This is a genomic window from Streptococcus sp. 959 (genome assembly GCF_013277075.1).
In the GTDB taxonomy this organism is placed as follows: Bacteria; Bacillota; Bacilli; order Lactobacillales; family Streptococcaceae; genus Streptococcus; species Streptococcus pseudopneumoniae_C.
Genome location: NZ_VMMF01000005.1, coordinates 32,640 through 48,059 on the forward strand (window position 1 = coordinate 32,640; position 15,420 = coordinate 48,059).

Below are 15,420 nucleotides of genomic sequence, written 5' to 3' on the forward strand. Positions count from 1 at the left end.
AATGCTACATACCAAACTTGTGTTACTCTCGGATGAGATAGCTCTCTAATTCACTCTTATAAGTTTGTAGTTTTAATCCATCTTATTTTTTAGTAGGAAGATGGATGTTAAGACTAAACTAAGTCCTGATAAGAAGAGCAGTGGATTTGAGGATTCACCAGTTTCTGGAAGTTGTTCTTTGAGATGAGTATTTTCCAGCTGGGAAGGACTATCGGTAGTTGAAGCCTGCTCAAAGTTTAGTGAGGTTGTTGCAACTGTTTTGTTTATTGATGTTTCCGGAGTATTGACATTTTGATAGACTACCGCATATGTACTAAAGAGACTAGTAGTAAATTCTGCCATACCATCACGAATAGTGAAAGAAAGTGATTTCAATTCTTTTGTCGGAGTTAGGTAATAAATATTTTCTACATCAGCTGTAATTGGTAGTCTAACTAAAACAGCCCCCCGTGGTTGTATATTATGGTTGTTTGAATTTTTAAATTGAATATCATAAGCATCGTATATCTTGCCAAAGAGTTCTTGAGCCAACACGTGTTTGCTAGAGAGATACGAAACTCCTTCTAAGTCAGTTGCTCTGCCAATAATCTCAACACCAGTCTTTTCATCCTTCAAGACACGAAGTTTATACTCAGCAATACTGCTAGTAGATGTTTTTTCTTGCCTAGCTCCTTTACCAGATTCACTATAATTAGGACCGTCTATGGTAGGAGCTTTCTGTTCTCTTCCTGTCTCTATAGATTTGGTGTATTCAGGTTTTTCCACAGAAGGTGCCTCCTGATCCCCAACTGTTCCGATGGAACCAGTGTATTCAGGTCTTTCCACAGTAGGCGTTTCCTGTTCCCCAGCAGTTCCGATAGGACCAGTGTATTCAGGTCTTTCCACGGTAGGTGCTTCTTGCTCCCCAGCAGTTCCGATAGGACCGGTGTATTCAGGAATTTCCCCAGAAGGTGCCCCTTGCTCCCCAGCAGTACCAATAGGATCTGTGTACTCAGGTATGGTTACTACTGGAGCAGGCTCATCCCCTTTACTTGTTTGGATTTTTTCTTCCACTGGAATGGTTTCATCCTTAGGAAATACTGTTACAACAGAGCTGCTTATTGTTTTTCCTTGGATAGCATAAGCTTCTATCGGATTGCCAGCTTTACGATCTGTAGTTTCAGGAATGTCTAGTTGGACCTTGTTATCCTTAATGGTTAGAACAGTTTGTTCACTTGATGTGACAAGATGGTCATCATCGACTTTTCTGAGTAGAAGAGGATCTTTGATACCAGGGAAGGTGACAGCGACTCCATCCCAATTACCAGTTGGTAGAGTTAAGGTAACAGTCTTATCTTTGGACTTAATAGGATCAAGGCTTGGACTATCGAGAGACACAGATGGTGCCTTTAAGATATCAAAGGAATCAAGAGAGATTTTCTTTCGCCCTTCTGGAGAATCTGGATCTACTTTCAAAGTTAGGACGTGATCACCATCAGCTAGATTGGTGAATTCGCCAATTAAAGCTCCTTTTTCAGTCGCTCCTGGAGTGTAGAAGTCAAGGGCTGGCATTTCTTTTCCATCCAGTGTGACAAGTGCCTTGCCAAGTGATGCCGTTTTTAATCCATAGATTCGGATACCTGTTCCAGAGAATGGGATGGTTGCAGTGGCTTCAGAAGCAAGGCTATCATCAGCGTTGATGTCAGCGTATTTTTCTGTAGAAGCATAGAGTTCTGCATCGCTCCAATCCTTAAACATGGAACCATACTGGATACGAGGGTCACGGTCGTCGATTTTCTCAACAGTTGCTCCTTGGCCTGGGAAGACTTTGAAGTAGTCGAGAGAAATTTTTGCACGCTCGTTTGTACGTCCTTTGTGCTCGCGCTTAACAGTGATGGTCATGAGGTGAGAACCTGAAGATAGATTTGTGTAACGTCCTATTAATACACCTTTTTCAGTGGCTCCTGCTGTATAGAAGTCAAGTTCTCCAACAGATTTACCATCGATTGTAACCTCAGCTAGTCCTAATTGAGAAGACTTGAGACCGTAAATTTCAATACCAGGTCCATTGAAAGGAATAGTTGCAGTCGCATCCTTATCGGAGTAATTTCCATTTGAGATATCGGCGTATTTCTCTGTTCCACCAAAGAGTTCTGAGTCAGCCCAGTTTCCATAAGCAGAGCCGTACTGGATGCGCTTGTCACGGTCATCCATCAACTCACTGAAGGCATCGATGGAGGCAACGTCTGAAACTTGTGTTGTACGGTCCCCTAGCATAGCCTTAACGCTATAAGTATAGGCATGACTAGAATCAATTGAGCGATCGATAAAGTGAGTTTGGTTGGTGATGAACTCACGAACGCTAGGAGTTTGGCTGTTTTCATCCTTGCTTTCTCGTCGGATGACATAATGAGTTGCTCCCTCAACTGTGTTAAAGTCGAGTTCAGCTGTGACGGAATCTTTTCGAAGGGCTGATAAGCGAGTCACTCGTCCAGGGAAGTTTTCAAATGTAATGACATCACCCTTTTGAGTCGCAAGTTGGATACGGTTATCTTTGAGGCGACTAGCTTGAACTTCCTTGCCATTAATCTTGATAATACTAGATTCGATATTTGGATAGTCTACGACTAAGTCTCCACCAACATTAGAAAGGAAAGATAGCGTTTCAAGATTTTTCTCTTTCCATTTCATACTGACTTCAAAGTTACCACGAGCGACTAAGCCTGAGACTTGACCGTCTTTCCAAGCATCTGGAAGGGCTGGTAATGGGGCAATGTAGCCTGTGTGAGACTGAAGGAGCATTTCTGCCATACCGCTGGTTGCGCCAAAGTTACCATCGATTTGGAAAGGCGCGTGGGTATCCCAGAGGTTTTCTAGGGTTGAAGATCTAAGCTGTTCTGCCAACAAACGGTGGGCACGATTTCCATCTAAGAGACGGGCCCAGAGGTTGATCTTATTGGCCTTAGACCAACCAGTTCCACCATCTCCACGGTGGTTTAGGGTTGCGCGTGCTGCTTCTAGATATTCAGGCTGATCCTTGCCAAATAGAGTACCTGGGAAGAGTCCAACCAGATGAGAAACGTGGCGGTGATGGTTTTCGATGCCTTCGTTGGTGAATTGCGGGCTGTCTTCTTCGTACCATTCCTTGATACGGCCGTCTTGGTTGATATGAAGTGGTTTGAGCTTATCAAATTTAGCCTTCACTTCTGTCACCAAATCTTGGTCGACCTTCAGATGATTAGCTGCTTCCATATAGTCGTGGAATAACTGCCAAACTAGAGATTGGTCAAAGGTATTCCCAATCGTGATAGTTCCATGTTCTGGCGAGTAAGATGGAGAAGAAACCCAACGGTCACTAGCCTTGTCGTAGTGCAAGAAGGAATTCCAGAACTTAGCAGTTTCCTTGAGCATTGGATAAATCTTTTCTTTGAGATAAGTTTCATCCTTGGTGAATTTGTAGTAGTCATAGACGTTTTGCATCATCCAAGCATTGGCAGCTGGAGACCAACCCCAATAATAGTTCCAGCCAGGAGTAGTCCAGCCAAATGGTGTCGCCTGAGTATGAACCAACCAACCGTTTTCTTGACCTTCTTTGGATTCGATACCGGCATATTCTTTAGCAGCGATACGGCCATAGTAACGCATGTCATCAATATAATTAATCATTGGCTTAGCCGTTTCTGCGAGATTACTCATGTAGGCAGGCCAGTAGTTCATCTGTAGGTTGACATTGAGGTGGTAGTCTGAGTTCCAAGGTGGATTATCTACAGCATTCCAGACCCCTTGCAAGTTGGCAGGCAGGGCATCTGTCCGGTTACGAGAAGAACTGATCAGTAGGTAACGTCCGTATTGGAAGAAGAGTTCTTCTAGTTTTTGCCCTTTTGTTGGATTATAGGTTTGGAGAGCTTCTTTTGTAGTTTGATTAGACTTGCTGCCGCCGAGGTTTAATTGAACACGATTGAAAAGGCTTTGGTAATCCTTGATGTGGTCATTTTTCAGAGTCTCATAGTCTTTGGCTTTGGCAGCTTCTACGATAGATTTGACAGTTTTTTCTACATCAATATCCTTGCGGTAATTGGTTTTCGGATTTTGAGCAAAATTAGTCTTGGCGCTGAGTAGCAGTGTTGCATAACTTGCTCCTGTAACAGTTAAATAGCCATCTTGAGCAGTGACTTGTCCATCTGTCTTGATACCAATATAAGAGGCAAATTTAAGACCGTTGTCTTTGACAGTTCCCTTGAGCAAAATACCATTAGAATCAACGCTAACAGTCCTTTGTTTGTATTTAGAGTTCTCCCAAGAATAATCTCCATTAGCAAGTAAATCTTCAGTCAAGCTGTTCCAAAGGGTAAAATCAAGCGTCTTATCTCCCTTTTTAGTCAAATGGGTAACAGTGACGTCATCTGGATAACTAGAGAAGGTTTCTCGTTTGAAACTTGTCCCGTCTTGAGTATAGGAGGTAGTTGTGATAGCTTCAGAAATATCTAAGCCACGATGATAGTCAGTAACATTTTCCAAGCCCTTCTTTTGGTTATTAAAGACCATGAAGATATCACCGAAGGCTAGGTAGCGACCGTATTGGGCATTGTTTGGCCCAACCAAATTTCTCTCTGCTAGTTGTTTGGCTTTTTGACGGTCACCGTCTTCTAAGGCCTTACGGATTTCGGCTAAGACTTTGTAGCGGTCCTTGTAGTTTCCTCCGTTGTAGTCTTGACTATCTGGCTGTGGGCCTCCAGACCAAAGTGTTTTTTCGTTGTACTGGATTCTTTCTTCACCGATGAGTCCGAAAACCTTGGCACCCATTTCCCCATTTCCGACTGGGAGGGCTTGTTTTTCCCATCCATCATAGGAAGGAGCAGTTGGTTGGTTGTAATGTAATTCGTAATGTTCTTGCTTGTTCACAGGAAGTTCTGGTTTCTCGCTCTCCTTATTTTCGTTAGGTTTGACAATAGCTTCGGTGCTTGCTTGGTTAGTTGTAGCAGAAGTAAGATCAGCCTCAGCGGGTTTGCTTTCAGAAGCACTATTATCGGCTAGAACTGGTTTTGTATGATCAATTGGTTCGTTTGGCTGTGTGTGCTCAGTTGATTCACTTGCTTTCGTTACAGTGTCTGTCTTAACTGTAGTTTTTTCTAATGCAGGCTCGTTTTGCTTTACTTCGATAGTATTAGCAGAGACGGTATGACTAGCTAGAAAAACCGCTCCAAGCAAAACAGAGGCTGTGCCGACCGTTAGCTTCCGAATACTGTAGCGACAGGATTTCTCCCTCCAAATTTTTTCCATAGAAACCTCCTTAATTAAAAGCGCTTTCATTTTTTTAAAAAGCGAACTTTCTTATTTCTATATTGTATTGTTAATCTAATTTTACGAGCTAACGAGGTATTGTCAAGGGGATTTAAGAAGAATATATATTTGATATTGTTTTGTATTAAAAAAGTGGAGGAAATGAATGGTAAGGGAGTGTATTTTTTATATTATTTCTAGTTTTAACTAGAAAGATAAGCCAACTTTAATTACAGCCTACCCATCTCTGAAAGCGTAAAACAAACTAGTCAGGGTGGCTAGATTGTGGTATAATGAAAGGGACTCAAAAAGAAACAGGAGAAAAATGATGGATTTACTTTTAGCAATTGTATTGATTGTATTAGCTTTTCTAGGAGGAGCTCTTGGAGGAATGTACTTGGTTCGTAAGCAAATTGAAAAAGAATTCGCTGACAACCCACGTTTGAATGCTGAAGCAGTTCGTACTCTTTTGAGTGCAAATGGTCAAAAACCAAGCGAAGCCAAGGTACAACAAGTTTACCACCAAATCATCCGCCAACAAAAAGCAGCCCTTGCTAACAATAAAAAGAAAAAATAAATAAGGAAAAGTCTGGGATGAAAGTTCCAGACTTCTCACTATGTTGGCTATGGTTTAGGAATAAGACATTTTCCTTGCATTCTATTGATATTTGATTATGATTAAGAGAGATAGTTGTTGATGAGGCTGTCCTTCAGTTCTTACAGACAAGTAATCATAATGAACTATCAATCAGAAAGAAGACTAGAAAGAAGACTGTATGGATAATCGACCAATTGGTTTTTTGGATTCGGGTGTCGGGGGATTGACCGTTGTGCGAGAGCTCATGCGCCAGCTTCCCCATGAAGAAATCGTCTATATTGGAGATTCGGCGCGGGCGCCCTATGGTCCCCGTCCTGCTGAGCAAATTCGTGAATATACTTGGCAGTTGGTCAACTTTCTCTTGACCAAGGATGTCAAGATGATTGTCATTGCTTGTAACACTGCGACTGCGGTCGTCTGGGAAGAAATCAAGGCTCAACTAGACATTCCTGTTCTAGGTGTGATTTTGCCAGGAGCTTCGGCAGCCATCAAGTCCAGCCAAGGTGGGAAAATCGGAGTGATTGGAACGCCCATGACGGTACAATCAGACATTTACCGTCAGAAAATTCATGATCTGGATCCGGACTTACAGGTGGAGAGTTTGGCCTGTCCCAAGTTTGCCCCCTTGGTGGAGTCAGGTGCCCTGTCAACCAGTGTCACCAAGAAAGTGGTTTATGAAACTCTGCGTCCCTTGGTAGGAAAGGTGGATAGCCTGATTTTGGGCTGTACCCATTATCCACTTCTCAGACCCATTATTCAAAATGTCATGGGGCCAAAGGTTCAGCTCATTGATAGTGGGGCAGAGTGCGTACGGGATATCTCAGTCTTACTCAATTATTTTGAAATCAATCGTGGTCGCGATGCTGGACCACTCCAACACCGTTTTTACACAACAGCTAGCAGCCAAAGTTTTGCCCAAATAGGTGAAGAATGGCTGGAAAAAGAAATTCATGTGGAGCATGTAGAATTATGACAAATAAAATTTATGAATACAAGGATGACCAGGACTGGTATGTCGGGTCCTATAGTATTTTTGGTGGCGTCCGGACGCTGACTGATGAAGACTTGGATTTCCCTCTGGTTGGATTGGCCAAAATCTTTCGAGACGAGGAACGAGGTTTCCCGATTTCAGTTACTGTTTTACGCTATGGTTCTCGCTACCGTTTATTGTCTTTTGTGGTAGATATACTAAACCAAGAAGCAGGTCGCAATCTAGAAGTCATCCAACGTCAGGGAGCTTTGCTTTTGGTTGAAAATGGCCAACTCTTGTATGTGGAATTGCCCAAAGAAGGGGTCAATGTTCATGATTTCTTTGAAACAAATAAGGTCAGAGAAACCTTGTTGATTGCGACTCGTAACGAGGGCAAGACCAAGGAATTTCGAGCTATCTTTGACAAGCTAGGCTACGATGTGGAAAATCTCAATGACTATCCTGACCTACCTGAAGTAGCAGAAACAGGCATGACTTTCGAAGAAAATGCCCGCCTTAAGGCGGAAACCATTTCCCAATTAACGGGCAAGATGGTTTTGGCAGATGATTCTGGACTTAAAGTCGATGTCCTTGGTGGCTTGCCAGGCGTCTGGTCAGCTCGTTTCGCAGGTGTGGGAGCAACTGACCGTGAAAATAATGCTAAACTCTTGCACGAATTGGCCATGGTCTTTGAACTCAAGGACCGCTCGGCTCAATTCCATACAACCCTAGTCGTAGCCAGTCCAAACAAGGAAAGTTTGGTTGTTGAAGCTGACTGGCCAGGCTACATTAACTTTGAACCTAAGGGTGAAAATGGCTTTGGCTATGATCCCCTCTTCCTTGTGGGAGTGACAGGCAAATCAGCAGCTGAATTAACCCTTGAAGAAAAAAATAGTCAATCTCACCGTGCCTTAGCCGTTAAGAAACTTTTGGAGGTATTTCCATCATGGCAAAGCAAACCATCATTGTAATGAGCGATTCTCATGGCGATAGCTTGATTGTGGAAGAAATCCGTGATCGCTATGTGGGCAAAGTTGACGCCGTTTTTCATAACGGAGATTCTGAATTGCGCCCTGATTCTCCCCTTTGGGAGAGTATCCATGTCGTTAAAGGGAATATGGACTTCTACGCAGGCTACCCAGAACGGTTGGTGACTGAGCTTGGTTCGACCAAGATTATCCAAACTCATGGACACCTGTTTGACATCAATTTCAACTTTCAAAAGTTGGACTACTGGGCTCAGGAAGAAAAAGCCGATATCTGCCTCTATGGTCACTTGCATGTGCCAAGCGCTTGGATGGAAGGCAAGACTCTCTTTCTAAATCCCGGATCCATCAGCCAACCACGTGGGACTATCAGAGAATGTCTCTATGCTCGTGTGGAGATTGATGACAGTTATTTCAAAGTCGACTTTTTGACACGAGACCACGAGGTGTATCCAGGCTTGTCCAAGGAGTTTAGCAGATGATTGCCAAGGAGTTTGAAACTTTCTTGTTGGGTCAAGAGGAAACTTTTTTGACCCCTGCTGAAAATCTAGCTGTGTTGATTGATACCCACAATGCGGATCATGCGACCCTCTTGCTCAGTCAGATGACCTATACCCGTGTTCCCGTTGTAACAGATGAAAAACAGTTTGTTGGGACTATTGGGCTCAGAGATATTATGGCTTATCAGATGGAGCATGACCTGAGCCAAGAAATCATGGCAGATACGGATATCGTTCATATGACGAAAAGGAATGTAGCGGTTGTTTCGCCTGATTTTACCATTACGGAGGTCTTGCACAAGCTGGTAGATGAGTCTTTTTTGCCGGTTGTGGACGCAGAGGGGATTTTCCAAGGGATTATTACGCGCAAGTCTATCCTCAAGGCTGTCAATGCTCTTCTGCATGACTTTAGTAAGGAATACGAGATTCGATGGAGATGAGAGATAGGGTTTCAGCCTTTTTAGAGGAAAAGCAGGGCTTATCTGCCAATTCCAAGCAGTCCTATAAGTATGATTTGGAGCAATTTTTAGACGTAGTAGGCGAGCGGATTTCTGAGACCAGTCTCAAGATTTACCAAGCCCAGCTAGCCAATCTAAAAATCAGCGCCCAGAAGCGAAAACTTTCGGCCTGTAACCAATTTCTCTACTTTCTCTATCAAAAAGGAGAAGTGGATAGCTTTTACCGATTGGAATTAGCTAAACAAGCTGAAAAGAAGACCGAAAAGCCGGAACTCTTAGACCTAGACTCTTTTTGGCAGGAAAGTAATTATCTAGAAGGACGCTTACTGGCACTTCTTATCTTAGAAATGGGACTCTTGCCAAGTGAGATTTTAGCCCTTAAGGTTGCAGATATCAATCTGGATTTTCAAGTGTTGAGAATCCAGAAGGCTTCCCAACAGAGGATTGTCACCATTCCCACGACCTTGCTTTCAGAGCTAGAACCCTTGATGGGGCAGGCCTATCTCTTTGAAAGGGGAGGGAAAGCCTATTCTCGTCAGTGGGCCTTTCGACAGTTAGAAGCTTTTGTCAAGGAGAAAGGTTTTCCAGCCTTATCAGCCCAAGCCTTGCGGGAACAGTTCATTCTACGACAAATTGAAAACAAGGTCGATTTGTACGAAATTGCAAAAAAACTAGGATTAAAAACAGTCCTGACTTTAGAAAAATATAGATAATGGATATTAAACTAAAAGATTTTGAAGGGCCTCTGGACTTGCTCTTGCACCTTGTTTCTAAGTACCAGATGGATATCTACGATGTGCCTATTACGGAAGTCATCGAACAGTACCTAGCCTATGTCTCAACCCTGCAGGCCATGCGTCTGGAAGTGACGGGTGAGTACATGGTTATGGCCAGTCAACTCATGTTGATTAAGAGCCGCAAGCTCTTGCCAAAGGTAGCAGAAGTGACAGATTTGGAAGATGACCTGGAGCAGGACCTTCTCTCTCAAATCGAAGAATACCGCAAGTTCAAGCTCTTGGGGGAGCACTTAGAAGCCAAGCACCAAGATCGGGCCCAGTATTATTCCAAAGCGCCGACAGAGTTGATTTACGAAGATGCGGAGCTTGTGCATGACAAGACGACCATTGACCTCTTTTTGGCTTTTTCAAATATCCTAGCCAAGAAAAAAGAGGAGTTTGCACAGAATCACACGACTATCTTGCGGGATGAGTATAAGATTGAGGACATGATGGTCATCGTAAAAGAGTCCTTGACTGGACGAGATCAGTTGCGCTTGCAGGATTTGTTCAAGGAAGCCCAGAATGTCCAAGAGGTTATCACCCTTTTTTTGGCAACCCTAGAGTTAATCAAAACCCAGGAGTTGATTCTCGTGCAAGAGGAAAGTTTCGGAGATATTTATCTCATGGAAAAGAAGGAAGAAAGTCAAGTGGCCCAAAGCTAGACTTGATAGAGAGGAAAGATGAGTACTTTAGCAAAAATAGAAGCGCTCTTGTTTGTAGCGGGTGAAGATGGGATTAGAGTCCGCCAGTTAGCTGAACTCCTCTCTCTACCACCGACAGGCATCCAACAGAGTTTAGAAAAATTAGCCCAGAAGTATGAAAAGGACCCAGATTCCAGTTTGGCTCTGATTGAGACAGGGGGCGCTTATAGATTGGTGACCAAGCCTCAATTTGCAGAGATTTTGAAGGAATACTCTAAGGCACCTATCAACCAGAGTTTATCTCGGGCTGCCCTTGAAACCTTGTCCATCATTGCCTACAAACAGCCCATTACTCGGATAGAAATTGATGCCATTCGTGGGGTCAATTCGAGTGGAGCCTTGGCAAAGTTGCAGGCCTTTGATTTGATAAAGGAAGACGGGAAAAAGGAGGTTTTGGGTCGCCCCAACCTCTATGTGACTACGGATTATTTCCTAGATTACATGGGAATTAACCATTTGGAAGAATTACCAGTGATTGATGAGCTTGAGATTCAAGCCCAAGAAAGCCAATTATTTGGTGAAAGGATAGAAGAAGATGAGAATCAATAAATATATTGCCCACGCAGGTGTGGCCAGTAGGAGAAAAGCAGAAGAGTTGATCAAGCAAGGCTTGGTGACGGTCAACGGCCAAGTAGTACGTGAACTCGCAACGACCATCAAGTCTGCTGACAAGGTCGAAGTAGAAGGTCAACCAATCTACAACGAAGAAAAGGTCTACTATCTGCTTAATAAACCACGCGGTGTGATTTCCAGTGTGACAGATGATAAGGGTCGTAAGACGGTTGTCGACCTCTTGCCAAATGTAAAAGAGCGTATCTACCCAGTTGGACGTTTGGACTGGGATACATCAGGGGTCTTGATTTTGACCAATGATGGGGATTTTACGGATGAGATGATTCACCCTCGTAATGAGATTGACAAGGTCTATGTCGCGCGTGTTAAAGGTGTGGCCAATAAGGATAATCTCCGTCCCTTGACCCGTGGTCTTGAGATTGATGGAAAGAAAACCAAGCCAGCTGTTTACGAGATTCTCAAAGTGGATCCAGTTAAAAATCGCTCTGTGGTGCAGTTAACCATCCATGAAGGGCGTAACCACCAGGTTAAAAAGATGTTTGAAGCTGTCGGTCTCCAAGTAGATAAGTTGTCACGGACCCGTTTTGGACATCTAGACTTGACAGGACTCCGTCCAGGAGAATCCCGTCGTCTGAATAAAAAAGAAATCAGCCAACTACACACCATGGCTGTAACTAAGAAATAATGAACCGAATTTTAATAGCGCCTGTGCGCTTTTACCAACGTTTTATCTCACCAGCCTTTCCACCTTCTTGTCGTTTTGAGCCGACTTGTTCAAATTACATGATTCAGGCTATTGAAAAACATGGCTTTAAGGGTGTTTTAATGGGCTTGGCTCGGATTTTACGTTGTCATCCCTGGTCGAAAACAGGCAAGGACCCCGTCCCAGACCACTTTACTTTGAAAAAAAATTCAAAGTAAGATTGTATTCTAATGTATAAAACACAGATAGATGATACTTGGTATTTACTAAGTGCCATCTATCTGTGTTTTTATTTATTATTGATGTTTCTGTTATCCTATTCCAAAATGTTTTTACCTTCTTTAACACGCCAGTGATAATCAGATAAAATAATATCTTCGAGGGAGTAGCTAGCCTTCCAATCAAGATATTGTTTAGCTTTTGATGCATCTGCTAGGACGCTGGCTGGGTCACCTGCACGACGCGCAACAATCTCGTGTGGGATTTTTTGATCCAGTAATTCTTCAGCAGTTTTAAAGATTTCTTTGACAGTATATCCTTTCTCAGTTCCTAAGTTAAAGATTTGAGAAGAACTGTTTTCTTGGAAGAGGTAATTCATCCCTTTAACATGTGCCTGTGCAAGGTCCAAGACATGAATGTAATCCCGAATACATGAACCGTCACGTGTATCGTAGTCATCTCCAAATATTTTTAGGCTTTCATTTTGTCCCAATGCAGTCTTGTTGATGTTGGGAATGATGTGGGTTGGATTTTTCACACGCAACCCGTTTGAAGCATCCATTTCAGCCCCAGCTACATTAAAGTAACGGAAAATGACATATTTCCAGTCGTAGCGATTGGCCATCCAGTAAATCATTCGTTCCCCCATCAGTTTTGTCTCTGCATAGGGGTTGACAGGGTCGAGCAGGGTATCTTCAGTTGCTGGCTTGTCAATACAGTTATTACCATAGAGAGATGCAGTCGAAGAGAACATGATTTTTTGAATGCCAACTTCAGATAAGACTTTGAGAACTTGGTTCATACCTGCCACATTGGCAGTGAAGTATTTGCTTGGATTTTCAATACTTTCGCTCACAACAATTTCACCTGCACAATGCAGAACAGCATCAATTTGATTTTCTTCTAAGTAAGTTTTTAGGGTACTAGCATCATAAACATCCAGTTGTTTAAAGCTAGCACGACTATCCACGGCCGAACGATTTCCTGTAGAGAGATTATCGAGGACATGCACCTGATAGCCAGCATTTAAAAGAGCTTTAACGGTATGGGAGCCAATATAGCCAGCTCCACCTGTAACAAGAATTGTTTTGGTCATGATTTTTTCCTTTTTTAATTTTTGACTAATTAGAAAATTCTTTTTGATTTAAAAAATTAAATACTTCTAATAACGTATTTGTTCGATCTCCAATCAATACTCCATCGAATCCTAATTCAACAATTTTAGGGGTATCTTCGCACTGTAGACCTCCTCCAAATACTAATTTATATTTAAAATTATATATTTGACTAGATAAGAACAAATACATTTTTAGCATAGTTAAATGCTTAGAAATTTCTTCTAAACTGTAGTCTTTTTCCCCACTCAATGTTGCACTTAAAATCTCATATGCTATAATAATTTCTTTGCCTTGAAATTGAATTCCTGATAAAAGTTGATGTATCTCATCGATATAATTTTTATTTTTGCCAAAACAAATAATAGGAGTTATATTTCCAACTATTGTCTGTTTTATTTTTGAACGAATAATATCTTTTGTTTCATTTAAGAATTTTTGACGTTCTAGATGGCCAACAAATGCATATTTTATATTATAGTAATTGAGATGCTCACAGGTTAAATCACCTACATTTCGCCCCTTGATAGCAATATTTTGCGAAGCAATTGAAAAAGAATATTCATTGTCATTAACAGGAATTATAGGTGAAATAATTAATTCTGTTTTAACATTTCCTTTATTGAAAAGTTTTAACAGTTCTAATTGTTCAGGGATACTTAATTTATTTTTAAAGTTGAATATTGTTAACATTTACACCTTTTCAATATTAAAACTAATTATTTGTTAATCTTGTCATCAATGTATTGTTCTAGTTTTGTTTTGTATTGTTCAAAGTTAGGTTCCTTTACTACATTATGAAATGATAAAGTTTCTCTTTGTGTAAATCCGCAAAACTCCATTGCTTTATGAAATGATATTAAAATTTCGTCTACACTTTTACCATTAAAAAATTCATTAATATCATTAAAAGTATATTCTGGTGCATTCCATGTTGAGGATATAATATATTCTTTCCCTTTCATGAGTCCACCAGTTCCATATTTATCAGCAAATGAGTAAAACTGTCCATATTCAAATACATTATCAAGATACAATTTTAATTTCCCTAGAACATTAAACCAATAAATTGGGAATTGAAAAATAATTAGGTCAGCCCATAAAAACTTATTTCTTTCATCAATAACATCATATGATTCTACTGAAGAGAGCTGTACATTATGATGGTGCCGTAATTTATTTAAAAAAATATTGTATAAGCTAAAGTTAAGTTCTCCTTTACAGAAATCATGTTTTTGATATCCGTTTACTAATAATATGTTCATATTCAATTACTCAATATATTAATATTATCATATATATAATTGTTTGTCAAATATTTTTTATAGTTTTTTAGACCTTCCCTCGTATATAAGGGAATACTGTTTTTTCTACTTAGAAAATAAGATATGATTTGTAGAAAGCAGATTAGGATACTAATTTAGAAATCTACCTTCCCACTATCCTTCTCCTATAAAAAGTGGTAAAATGGATGAAAGAAAGAAGGAACTGAAATGACAACATTATTTTCAAAAATCAAAGAAGTAACAGAACTTGCTGCGATCTCAGGTCATGAAGCGCCTGTCCGTGCTTATCTTCGTGAAAAGTTGACACCGCATGTGGATGAAGTGGTGACAGATGGCTTGGGTGGTATTTTCGGGATTAAACATTCAGAAGCTGTGGATGCACCGCGTGTCTTGGTCGCTTCTCACATGGATGAAGTTGGTTTTATGGTTAGCGAAATCAAGCCAGACGGTACCTTCCGTGTCGTAGAAATCGGTGGTTGGAATCCTATGGTAGTCAGCAGCCAACGTTTCAAACTCTTGACTTGTGATGGTCGTGAAATTCCAGTGATTTCAGGCTCTGTTCCTCCACATTTGACTCGTGGAAAGGGTGGACCAACCATGCCAGCCATTGCAGATATTGTCTTTGATGGTGGTTTTGCGGACAAGGCTGAGGCAGAAAGCTTTGGCATCCGTCCTGGTGATACCATTGTCCCTGATAGCTCTGCTATCTTGACAGCGAATGAAAAAAATATCATCTCAAAAGCTTGGGATAACCGCTACGGGGTTCTCATGGTGAGTGAGCTAGCTGAAGCTTTATCAGGTCAAAAACTCGGAAATGAACTCTATCTTGGCTCTAACGTCCAAGAAGAAGTTGGTCTGCGTGGTGCTCATACCTCTACAACCAAGTTTGACCCAGAAGTCTTCCTCGCAGTTGACTGTTCACCAGCAGGTGATGTCTATGGTGGTCAAGGCAAGATTGGAGATGGAACCTTGATTCGCTTCTACGATCCAGGTCACTTGCTTCTCCCAGGAATGAAGGATTTCCTTTTGACAACGGCTGAAGAAGCTGGTATCAAGTACCAATACTACTGTGGTAAAGGCGGAACAGACGCTGGCGCAGCTCATCTGAAAAATGGTGGTGTCCCATCTACAACTATCGGTGTCTGTGCCCGTTATATCCATTCTCACCAAACCCTCTATGCAATGGATGACTTCCTAGAAGCGCAAGCTTTCTTGCAAGCCTTGGTGAAGAAATTGGATCGTTCAACGGTTGATTTGATTAAACATTATTAAA

15 protein-coding genes are annotated in these 15,420 nt (G+C 41.6%); 11 read left to right on the forward strand and 4 right to left on the reverse strand.

Annotated elements, in window-relative coordinates; genetic code table 11:
- Positions 1-72 precede the first annotated feature (72 nt).
- Positions 73-5,259 carry an SIALI-17 repeat-containing surface protein gene (locus tag HT717_RS01815; RefSeq protein ID WP_173304236.1) on the reverse strand — a complete coding sequence of 1,729 codons (5,187 nt, stop codon included), beginning with the start codon at positions 5,257-5,259 and terminating at the stop codon, positions 73-75.
- Between the two features lie 328 nt (positions 5,260-5,587).
- On the opposite strand from HT717_RS01815, the gene HT717_RS01820 reads away from it, so the two are divergent.
- From HT717_RS01820 to yidD, 10 genes are all read left to right on the forward strand, one after another.
- Positions 5,588-5,836, forward strand: coding sequence for a YneF family protein (locus HT717_RS01820; RefSeq protein ID WP_000364990.1), 249 nt, complete (start codon positions 5,588-5,590; stop codon positions 5,834-5,836).
- A gap of 199 nt (positions 5,837-6,035) precedes the next feature.
- Positions 6,036-6,830, forward strand: a complete 795-nt coding sequence (racE, locus tag HT717_RS01825) for a glutamate racemase (RefSeq protein ID WP_020901104.1) — start codon at positions 6,036-6,038, stop codon at positions 6,828-6,830.
- On the forward strand, positions 6,827-7,798 hold the full coding sequence (locus HT717_RS01830) for a nucleoside-triphosphate diphosphatase (RefSeq protein ID WP_173304237.1): 972 nt from the start codon (positions 6,827-6,829) through the stop codon (positions 7,796-7,798). Before racE ends, HT717_RS01830 begins: the two co-directional genes overlap by 4 nt.
- Entirely contained in the window at positions 7,774-8,295 is a 522-nt protein-coding gene (locus HT717_RS01835; protein WP_153226565.1) for a metallophosphoesterase, read from the forward strand. Before HT717_RS01830 ends, HT717_RS01835 begins: the two co-directional genes overlap by 25 nt.
- Positions 8,292-8,753, forward strand: coding sequence for a cyclic-di-AMP-binding protein CbpB (cbpB, locus tag HT717_RS01840; RefSeq protein WP_173304240.1), 462 nt, complete (start codon positions 8,292-8,294; stop codon positions 8,751-8,753). Before HT717_RS01835 ends, cbpB begins: the two co-directional genes overlap by 4 nt.
- Positions 8,750-9,484 carry a site-specific tyrosine recombinase XerD gene (gene xerD / locus HT717_RS01845; RefSeq protein WP_345890435.1) on the forward strand — a complete coding sequence of 245 codons (735 nt, stop codon included), beginning with the start codon at positions 8,750-8,752 and terminating at the stop codon, positions 9,482-9,484. Before cbpB ends, xerD begins: the two co-directional genes overlap by 4 nt.
- On the forward strand, positions 9,484-10,212 hold the full coding sequence (locus HT717_RS01850) for a segregation/condensation protein A (protein ID WP_173304243.1): 729 nt from the start codon (positions 9,484-9,486) through the stop codon (positions 10,210-10,212). Before xerD ends, HT717_RS01850 begins: the two co-directional genes overlap by 1 nt.
- 18 nt (positions 10,213-10,230) lie before the next feature.
- On the forward strand, positions 10,231-10,800 hold the full coding sequence (gene scpB, locus HT717_RS01855) for an SMC-Scp complex subunit ScpB (protein ID WP_000105302.1): 570 nt from the start codon (positions 10,231-10,233) through the stop codon (positions 10,798-10,800).
- Positions 10,787-11,509, forward strand: a complete 723-nt coding sequence (locus HT717_RS01860) for a pseudouridine synthase (RefSeq protein ID WP_049535606.1) — start codon at positions 10,787-10,789, stop codon at positions 11,507-11,509. Before scpB ends, HT717_RS01860 begins: the two co-directional genes overlap by 14 nt.
- A complete protein-coding gene (yidD, locus tag HT717_RS01865; protein WP_049535607.1) occupies positions 11,509-11,745 on the forward strand; it encodes a membrane protein insertion efficiency factor YidD in 237 nt (78 codons plus the stop codon). Before HT717_RS01860 ends, yidD begins: the two co-directional genes overlap by 1 nt.
- Positions 11,746-11,843: 98 nt before the next feature.
- Here the strand turns inward: yidD and galE are convergent, their stop codons facing one another.
- The 3 genes from galE to HT717_RS01880 are packed head-to-tail and all read right to left on the reverse strand — an operon-like array spanning position 11,844 to position 14,126.
- On the reverse strand, positions 11,844-12,842 hold the full coding sequence (gene galE, locus HT717_RS01870; RefSeq protein WP_065428577.1) for a UDP-glucose 4-epimerase GalE: 999 nt from the start codon (positions 12,840-12,842) through the stop codon (positions 11,844-11,846).
- A gap of 25 nt (positions 12,843-12,867) precedes the next feature.
- Positions 12,868-13,554, reverse strand: coding sequence for a triose-phosphate isomerase (locus tag HT717_RS01875; RefSeq protein ID WP_049541007.1), 687 nt, complete (start codon positions 13,552-13,554; stop codon positions 12,868-12,870).
- A 26-nt stretch (positions 13,555-13,580) separates the two neighbouring features.
- Complete coding sequence (locus HT717_RS01880) at positions 13,581-14,126, reverse strand: NAD(P)H-dependent oxidoreductase (protein WP_049541005.1); 546 nt, start codon at positions 14,124-14,126, stop codon at positions 13,581-13,583.
- Positions 14,127-14,354: 228 nt separating this feature from the next.
- Between HT717_RS01880 and pepA the strand changes: the two genes are divergently transcribed.
- Positions 14,355-15,419, forward strand: a complete 1,065-nt coding sequence (gene pepA / locus HT717_RS01885) for a glutamyl aminopeptidase (protein ID WP_049541003.1) — start codon at positions 14,355-14,357, stop codon at positions 15,417-15,419.
- The last annotated feature ends 1 nt before the right edge of the window (position 15,420 follow it).

Excerpts from the sequence above, each read along its gene's own strand:
- racE (WP_020901104.1), top strand. The coding sequence starts at position 6,036 with ATGGATAATCGACCAATTGGTTTTTTGGATTCGGGTGTCGGGGGATTG.
- yidD (WP_049535607.1), top strand. The coding sequence starts at position 11,509 with ATGAACCGAATTTTAATAGCGCCTGTGCGCTTTTACCAACGTTTTATC.
- scpB (WP_000105302.1), top strand. The coding sequence starts at position 10,231 with ATGAGTACTTTAGCAAAAATAGAAGCGCTCTTGTTTGTAGCGGGTGAA.
- HT717_RS01835 (WP_153226565.1), top strand. The coding sequence starts at position 7,774 with ATGGCAAAGCAAACCATCATTGTAATGAGCGATTCTCATGGCGATAGC.
- HT717_RS01860 (WP_049535606.1), top strand. The coding sequence starts at position 10,787 with ATGAGAATCAATAAATATATTGCCCACGCAGGTGTGGCCAGTAGGAGA.
- HT717_RS01820 (WP_000364990.1), top strand. The coding sequence starts at position 5,588 with ATGGATTTACTTTTAGCAATTGTATTGATTGTATTAGCTTTTCTAGGA.
- HT717_RS01850 (WP_173304243.1), top strand. The coding sequence starts at position 9,484 with ATGGATATTAAACTAAAAGATTTTGAAGGGCCTCTGGACTTGCTCTTG.
- cbpB (WP_173304240.1), top strand. The coding sequence starts at position 8,292 with ATGATTGCCAAGGAGTTTGAAACTTTCTTGTTGGGTCAAGAGGAAACT.
- HT717_RS01815 (WP_173304236.1), bottom strand. The coding sequence starts at position 5,259 with ATGGAAAAAATTTGGAGGGAGAAATCCTGTCGCTACAGTATTCGGAAG.
- HT717_RS01875 (WP_049541007.1), bottom strand. The coding sequence starts at position 13,554 with ATGTTAACAATATTCAACTTTAAAAATAAATTAAGTATCCCTGAACAA.
- galE (WP_065428577.1), bottom strand. The coding sequence starts at position 12,842 with ATGACCAAAACAATTCTTGTTACAGGTGGAGCTGGCTATATTGGCTCC.
- HT717_RS01880 (WP_049541005.1), bottom strand. The coding sequence starts at position 14,126 with ATGAACATATTATTAGTAAACGGATATCAAAAACATGATTTCTGTAAA.
- xerD (WP_345890435.1), top strand. The coding sequence starts at position 8,750 with ATGAGAGATAGGGTTTCAGCCTTTTTAGAGGAAAAGCAGGGCTTATCT.
- pepA (WP_049541003.1), top strand. The coding sequence starts at position 14,355 with ATGACAACATTATTTTCAAAAATCAAAGAAGTAACAGAACTTGCTGCG.
- HT717_RS01830 (WP_173304237.1), top strand. The coding sequence starts at position 6,827 with ATGACAAATAAAATTTATGAATACAAGGATGACCAGGACTGGTATGTC.